We start from the raw sequence: 1688 nt of genomic DNA on the forward strand, positions 1-1688 counted from the left end.
GGTCGCGTGACCTCCCCATCCGTAACCAACTCTTTATCAACTAAGCAGCAGTTATCGACTCGGCACCAGTGCGATAGTAGCTCTGTACGTCTTTGTCAGGGCTGCGAACTTCCCGTTGATAAAATGGACATACCTTTGGGGAAATCCGCTTACTGCCCAAGATGCGGTACTCAGCTTTATAGAGGTGGCACCCCTAGCCTGTCTGGAAACCTTGCAATCGCTATTACCTGCTTATTGCTGTTCATCCCCTCACACTTTTTTGAATTCATCAGTATTCGCCTGATTGGTGTCATGATACCTGCGACGTTACCATCTGGCGTATTTACTTTAATGGGTGAAGGCTTCCCTCTACTTGGCTTGTTGATCTTATTCTGCAGTTCGATCGCCCCGTTACTTGTTTGTACCTCGGTACTCATCACCCATTTATCATTGCGCTTTAAGATTTTCACACCATTTCGTTATGCATTAGCTATCATTCAGACACTTAAGCACTGGATGATGTTGGATGTGTTTCTGGTGAGCGTGGCAATCTCGTGCTTCAAATTACAAGATTACTCAGATATTTTCGTCGGCCCTGGTTTAGTTGGTCTGATTCTACTGCAACTTTTCAGTGTGTTACTGGTAAGCCGAATCAGTGTGCGCCGCTACTGGGAAGCTTGGGCTCAAGAGTCTGACTACTCTTTCGATCAAAGTAAGAACGTACACTGTCATAACTGTCACCTGTCTCAGCCTGATGGGCACACTTGCGTGCGTTGTCACCATGACTTATATCATCGCAAACCCTACTCTGTACAAAAGACATGGGCTCTACTTTTTGCCGCCTCAGTGGCTATCGTGCCGGCCAACGTCATTCCAATTTCTATCGTGATAACAAACGGGCAAAGACTAGAAGACACCATCATCTCCGGTGTCGCTTCGCTAATTAATAGCGACATGTATGGCATCGCAGCAATCATTTTTATTGCCAGTATCGTCGTGCCTGTCGCGAAAATACTTGGTCTAACGTATATCTTAATTTGTATCAAAATGAAGCGTGCGGTTTACCATAGACAACGTATGACCATCTATTTCATTGTGAAATGGGTGGGAAAGTGGTCGGTAATGGATCTGTTCGTTATTTCGATCATGATGACCTTGGTCGACCGTGGACAAATTTTAAACTTTACACCAGGTTATGGTGCAGTCGCTTTTGGCGTCGTGGTTGTTCTCACGATGCTGGCGGCGGAAAGCTTAGATCCTAGGCTAATTTGGGATAACTACACCTCTAAAGATGAGTCAGTGAATGAACAACGATAACCAATCACAAACGTCATATTCACCAGAAGTCAGGAAAAACAAAGGTATTTCCCCTTTGTGGATCCTGCCGATACTAACCGTCGCATTAGCGGGTTGGTTGGTCATGAAATCGATACACGATGCAGGACAACGTGTGCAGATATATTTCTCAGATGCCGCAGGTTTAGTCGCAGGTCGAACGACAATTCGCTACCAAGGCTTAGAGGTGGGTATGGTGCGCGACATTACCTTGTCCAAAGATTTATCGAGCATCTATGTCGATGCTGACATCTACCCAGAAGCGAAAAAGCTACTCTCAAAAGGCACGCGTTTCTGGCTCGTAAAACCAACGGCAAGTTTATCTGGTATCTCAGGGTTAGATGCGCTTGTTTCAGGTAACTATATCGCTATCC

The 1688-nt window shown here is 45.6% G+C and carries 2 protein-coding genes; both read left to right on the forward strand.

The genetic code is table 11. From position 1 onward, the window contains the following. A partial coding sequence (locus AB4653_RS16820) for a PqiA/YebS family transporter subunit (protein ID WP_372104795.1) occupies positions 1-1296 on the forward strand: 1296 nt, incomplete at its 5' end. Then, a partial coding sequence (locus AB4653_RS16825) for an MlaD family protein (RefSeq protein WP_372104798.1) occupies positions 1283-1688 on the forward strand: 406 nt, incomplete at its 3' end. The genes AB4653_RS16820 and AB4653_RS16825, both read left to right, overlap by 14 nt.

The organism is Vibrio sp. 10N.222.48.A3 (assembly GCF_041475345.1).
In the GTDB taxonomy this organism is placed as follows: Bacteria; Pseudomonadota; Gammaproteobacteria; order Enterobacterales; family Vibrionaceae; genus Vibrio; species Vibrio tasmaniensis_A.